This is a genomic window from Streptomyces daliensis (genome assembly GCF_054782395.1).
The window spans coordinates 1-5,281 of record NZ_BAAGSO010000047.1 but is presented as its reverse complement, the minus strand read 5'-3'; the positions used below and the strand labels follow the sequence as shown (position 1 = coordinate 5,281).

Annotated in this window: 6 protein-coding genes; 3 read left to right on the top strand and 3 right to left on the bottom strand. The window is 63.5% G+C overall.

Annotated features, from left to right (window positions below):
* On the top strand, nt 1-1,100 hold a 1,100-nt coding region (locus ACYVOO_RS10270), incomplete at its 5' end, for a recombinase family protein (protein ID WP_461015333.1).
* A gap of 979 nt (nt 1,101-2,079) precedes the next feature.
* On the opposite strand, the gene ACYVOO_RS10265 is transcribed toward ACYVOO_RS10270, so the two are convergent.
* The 3 genes from ACYVOO_RS10265 to ACYVOO_RS10255 form a co-directional block, all read right to left on the bottom strand.
* Nucleotides 2,080-2,322, bottom strand: a complete 243-nt coding sequence (locus ACYVOO_RS10265) for a DUF7848 domain-containing protein (protein WP_461015334.1) — start codon at nt 2,320-2,322, stop codon at nt 2,080-2,082.
* Nucleotides 2,323-2,471: 149 nt separating this feature from the next.
* Entirely contained in the window at nt 2,472-2,699 is a 228-nt protein-coding gene (locus ACYVOO_RS10260; protein ID WP_461015332.1) for a hypothetical protein, read from the bottom strand.
* Nucleotides 2,700-3,053: 354 nt separating this feature from the next.
* Nucleotides 3,054-3,197 (bottom strand): hypothetical protein, encoded by a 144-nt coding sequence (locus ACYVOO_RS10255; RefSeq protein WP_461015331.1) that lies wholly within the window; start codon nt 3,195-3,197, stop codon nt 3,054-3,056.
* A 171-nt stretch (nt 3,198-3,368) separates the two neighbouring features.
* Between ACYVOO_RS10255 and ACYVOO_RS10250 the strand changes: the two genes are divergently transcribed.
* Both ACYVOO_RS10250 and ACYVOO_RS10245 read left to right on the top strand, forming a co-directional pair.
* Complete coding sequence (locus ACYVOO_RS10250) at nt 3,369-4,202, top strand: helix-turn-helix domain-containing protein (protein ID WP_461015330.1); 834 nt, start codon at nt 3,369-3,371, stop codon at nt 4,200-4,202.
* On the top strand, nt 4,199-4,408 hold the full coding sequence (locus tag ACYVOO_RS10245) for a DUF397 domain-containing protein (protein WP_461015329.1): 210 nt from the start codon (nt 4,199-4,201) through the stop codon (nt 4,406-4,408). Before ACYVOO_RS10250 ends, ACYVOO_RS10245 begins: the two co-directional genes overlap by 4 nt.
* Nucleotides 4,409-5,281: the final 873 nt, after the last annotated feature.

The window sequence follows — 5,281 nt, the reverse complement described above, 5'->3', positions numbered from 1 at the left end:
GCGCCGCGATCGATTCCGAGCAGGAGAGCTACAAGACCTCTATGCGCAACCGGCGCACGGCCAAGCGGGAAGCGCAGAAGGGCCGTCCTTACGGCAGGGCGCCGCAGGGCTATATGCCGGTCTACGATCCCCAGACCGGGGACTTGGTCAACTGGGTGGAGAACCCGGACGAGTCACATGTCCCGAAGCAACTGTTCACGCGGCTGCGCAAGGGGCACTCTCTCCGGTCGATCGCTAAGGACTTCGAAAAGCGCGGGTACCGGACCCGTACCGGCAAGCCCTTCTCAGAGCAGCATCTTCGCGATATGGCGTTGCGGCCGACCTACGGCGGTTACCGGGGGCACTCTCCGAAATCGCGAGGGAATTCCTTCAAGGCCAAGCATCAGCAGGTGGAGTTGGTCAAAGCCACCTGGGACGGCCTGGTGGACGAAGAGACCTTCTGGGCGGTCCGGCGCATGCTCTTGGCCCCCGAGCGGCGTACTACCCGCACAGGGCGCGCCAAGTACGAGCTGACCGGGACCATCAAGTGCGGTGTGTGCTCCGGGAAGACGAGCATCAAGACGGAGGGCTATCAGTGTGACGAGAAGGGGTGTGTCCATCTCAGTAAGGCGAAGGTGGATAAGTACCTGATCGGCACGGCTGACGAACCGGGGGTGATCCTGGCCTACCTGAGTAGTGATCAGGTGTACCAGGACTTCGCTGCCTCTCCGCAGGACGAGGTACGGGTGACGCAGATCAGGGCCGACCTGGCGCGACTGCGGGCAGAGAAGGCCGAGACGGAAGGCGCCGAGCCGGAAACCCTGGCCGAAGCGCGGATGTTCGCCCGGACAGTGGCGAACCTGGAGAAGAAGATCACGAAGCTGGAAGCAGAGGAGCGGGCTCTCACCATGCCGAGTGTGCTGTCCGACCTGATACAGCCCGGTGCCGATGTCGCGGCCCGCTGGGCACAGGCACCCGTATCTGCGCGACGGCAGGTAGCACGTCTTCTCCTGTGCCCCGAAGTCTTGGGAGAGGTCGTCATCGTCCCTGGGCGCAACCTCTCCGTCGCTGAGCGCCTACAGCGTCGCCGGAGCCAACCCGACATGACCCAAGCTGCCTGACGAACTCAGAGCGGCAGAACGAGGCCCCGCCTCTCCTGGACTGGAGGGCGGGGCCTCGCCGTTGGGGACGCGGTGGCCTGACCTGTACCCATACGCAAGACTCCGTGCCTTGAGTAGAGGTACGGAGTCTTGGTGTTTTCCGGGCTAGCCGCCTTCCCCGCACTCCGAGCACGGAATTGAGCCTACGCGGCGGATGATGTTTCCTTGGTCGTCCACTTCGAACACATCAGCCCTCGATCCATTACAGCCGGGGGTCGGACACGGTACGTTCTCGGTTACCTCTGCCATGATTCCCACCAGAACAGGTAAGACAGGACTGTTGCGTAATGTACAGCAACTGGCCCTGCGGGCTGAAGCGGTAGTAATCCACGATGGCACCTCGACAGCCTTGGGTTTTGCACGGTGCCGTGGCGCTCAGGTCGCGAATAGGTGTGGGCGGGCGGACGGAGTAATCGCACCAGAGGCAGGGAAATGTTGAAGTCCCCGTCTCGTTGATGATGTACGCGACGGATTCGGTCTTCATGCATGAAGGGCAAATTGCGGCCATAGCCACAGCGTTGCTTACTTGCGCTCTTACGCGAGGTAGAAACAACCTGAACACCACTCGAAAGAGGAAGCCCCGCCCACCCGCCACAGGTCACGGGTAGACGGGGCTCTGTGGGGCCGTCACCGCTTGCGGTGTGGTCCTGGCCCCTCATCCCCCACAGCGGACTCTCAGGAGCTGCTACGGGGGGTTGAGCACCCGGTCCGGACGGCTCGACCTGTCCAGGATGCTCCCGGCCGAACCGGGCGTCTCCGTGACCCTGTGAGGGCTAGGAAATGCGGTTCGCGACGCTTGCGAGGGGGGACATAGATATTGCCGCCCACACACTCAGCGTTGTCGCTATGAGCAGCACAGCAGCCGCGCGTACAAAAGTCGCGGTGTCGCTGGCGGTGTTTTTGTGGACCTCGGTGTTTGCGTCAGATCTGTGCGAGTGCTTCATTTTCTTACCTCCGGCGTGCAGTGGGGTACTGGAGTTACGGGCTTGGGTCGTCCGGGCGACTGAATGGTTTCGGTGTCCATCACGAGTCGCCGGAATTTCTGGTGCCCTGTCTCGACTTCGTGGGCGTGCATCCATGTGGATACTGACCCTGCGGTGACCGACTCTTCGGAGTTTCCGTCACATGTCTCGTTCAAACAGACTGCTTGATAGGTGACGGCCGTGCCTGGAGTTGAGAACATCGCGGGTGGACTCTCCGTGGTGATTGCTGTTGTGGCTACCGGTTCGCGGATATCGTTCCGCGCACGATTGATTCGACGGAAGTGCCGGGATACTCGTTCATTGTGGGCGTCAACGCGGGCGGCTAGATCGGCGTACACGTCGCTATTCATTAGCTTTGTTTGGCGTCTGCTAGGCGTAGGGCTTTGGCAAGTTTCTGGGCCGTCTCGATATTGCATCGGGCCAAGTCAATTAGCACGACTCCTGAAAGGGAGGTCTCGCAGTCGATTTCGAGAGACGGCAACGTGATGCCTTTGCCCTTGAGCGCTTCTTTCAGATCACTCAAGACCTCTTCGGCCTGCCGGACCTTTGCGGCGTGGTCGTCGTCCTTCGAACTCATCTGCTCTCACTTTCAACCGGGGGGTGAATGCGGCGCGCCGTCGGGTTACCTGACCTGTCGTCAGAGTGCTGGTGCTTGGGGCACTGGCACGGTGGGAAGCGCAGCGCGGAACGGATCGGGGGCTCACCGTGACTGGGGTAGTCGGCGTTCACCGCGCTGCACTCGCGCTGTCGGTCCGCTCGCTGCGGTGCGGGTGCTCGCTGATGATCCGGTTGAAGGCTGCGACACGTCCGGCAGCGCCCTTCGAATGCGCCGTGACTCGGCCACGGTTGGCCGCGTGGCAGACCCGGCAGTTGGGGACGGCGACAGGCTCAAGAGCTGGCGTGCGGACTTCGGGTGTCGCTTGGGCCTGAGTCAACGTTCCGCCCACCTTCGTAGTCCGGCATCAACGTTCAGCAACACGTCGCGGGTTGGCGCCGCGTAGCCGTCGTGCGGTAACCACTCCGGGGCCAGCCGCCAGAACCCGCCCGCTTCAATGACCTTGGCCAGTTCAGCCACGTCGTCAGTGGCTCGGGGCTGCTGGGGTGCTGGGTCCACGTCGGCGGGTCCTTCGCGTCTCACGGGGGCACTGCATGTCTTCCTAACCTCAGAGTGGTGTCACGGGCGTACGCTCAACTAGAGGCAAGGTCTGGACAAACCCAACTGTCCAGCAGTTGTTAGGGGGTTTGTGTGAGCGTCGAAACTGCAAGCGAGGATGACAACAACGATCCGAACGCGAGCCCGCTCAAGCACTTCGGCCGCGAAGTCCAGTTGTCTAGAGAGCGCTGGGGTAAGTCGCGTGCAGAGTTGGGGAAGGAGGCGAACTGTGGGTATTCGCTGGTAGCCAAGATTGAGACTGGTGAACGGGTGCCGCCGCGATCGTTTGCCGAAGCGTGCGATCGCACATTCCCGCACTCGGACGGTCGTTTCGAAAGGCTGTGGGCACTCGTGATTCGTTACGCGTATCCACCTTGGTTCCGGCCGTACGTCGCACTAGAGCAAAAGGCCAATCTGGTGCGTATGTTCAACCCGACGTTGCTACCCGGACTGGTGCAGACTCGCGCCTACGCCGAAGCCGTGTTGCGTACCGGTCGGCCGACGAACCTACAAGACCTGGTGACTGTGCGTCTTGATCGTCAGCACATCCTCACGAGGGAAGAGGACCCGGCGCGCCTGTGGCTGGTGATGAACGAAGAGGCGTTGCGGAACTCCGTGGGTGACGCAGCGGTCATGCGGGCTCAACTGAACCACTTGCGAGACATCGCTGAGACTCCTCGGCATCGCGTACAGATCGTGCCCGCCAGCAAACGCAACGTCTTGGTAGTGAGTCCGTTCGGCATGCTGTCGTTCGTTGACGACGCTGACGTTGTGCACGTAGACGGCTTTCCCCGTGGATACGTACTGGCCGATCCGGAGGATGTTGCCCAGGCCAGAGACGCCTATGATCTGCTAACGGCCATGGCCGCGCCGCCGGACGAGACGGCGGAGTTGATCAACTCCATTGTGAAGGACTGTTACTCATGATTCACCCCGACATTTCCGGGTCCCTAGGCTGGACCAGTTCCAGCTACAGCCAGAGCAACGGCGGTGAGTGCGTCGAGTGGTCGCCGTCTCACGCGGCGGCAACCGGTGAGTTCCTGGTCCGCGACAGCAAGAACCCACACGGGCCGATATTGAACCTGACCCGTGAGGCGTTCGTCGGTCTCATCCAGATCGCCAAGAGCAGCTAAGCGCGCCCGCGTCGGACCTGAGCCCCGCCGTTCCAAAGAGGACTGGCGGGGCTCTTTGTTGCCTGGCGCGCCTCGACGGCGGCTTGTGTCCGTCACGCTGGGGTCTGAATCGGGGGCGGTTTCCTGCGGTCACCACAGACAGCGCGCCACGGTGAGAGGGGAAGCCGTGCGGGCTGGCGCGCGTATGCCTCGCTGTACCTCTACGCACCGCGCCCGAGGGGTCTTGTGTGTTTTCGTCGGCGGGCTCAGCCACCCGAGACTCAGCAACGCTGGTGCCGCCTGCCTCCCGCAGGCGATGACGAGAGCCGCACGCGAAGCGAGCCCAGCCCTCGACGCATGGACTGGGGCGGTGGGGACTTGGGGGCTCGCGATGGCGCGGGGCCGGGTCCGAGCGGTGATGGCCTGGGCCCGTGGGCGGCTGCCTGGAGCTGTGGAGGCTGGGCCCGGTACCGCCCTGGAGCACTGTCCTGCGCGGCGGGCTGGGGAGGCGGTGTGCGGGCTGTCTCGCTTCACAGGACGCCTGGAGGATGCCGGGCGTTGGCCGCTTGGGCGAGACCGGCCGAAGGCCGCAGCTCGCACAAGGGCGGCCAGGGCGCCCGGCGCGCCGCAGGCGCGCCCTTGATGAAGTAAAGACACTCTCCGCCACTCCCGCCCCCACAGTCTCTGTCGCGACAGGGCGGGGCGCATCGGGGCGGGTCGCGGCACCGTCTCAACGGCGCTCGGCGGCATTCCCACGGGGGCGCTGCCGCAACTGCTCAGGAGCGCTTGCCAGGGGCGTATCCGTGGCCCGTTGTCAGACCCGCCCCCTACCCTGAAGAGGTGTGGCGCGATGCGCCCTTGGCGGGGCGTATACGGCACATGATGCACAGTCAG

Excerpts from the sequence above, each read along its gene's own strand:
- ACYVOO_RS10265 (WP_461015334.1), bottom strand. The coding sequence starts at position 2,322 with ATGTTCTCAACTCCAGGCACGGCCGTCACCTATCAAGCAGTCTGTTTG.
- ACYVOO_RS10260 (WP_461015332.1), bottom strand. The coding sequence starts at position 2,699 with ATGAGTTCGAAGGACGACGACCACGCCGCAAAGGTCCGGCAGGCCGAA.
- ACYVOO_RS10245 (WP_461015329.1), top strand. The coding sequence starts at position 4,199 with ATGATTCACCCCGACATTTCCGGGTCCCTAGGCTGGACCAGTTCCAGC.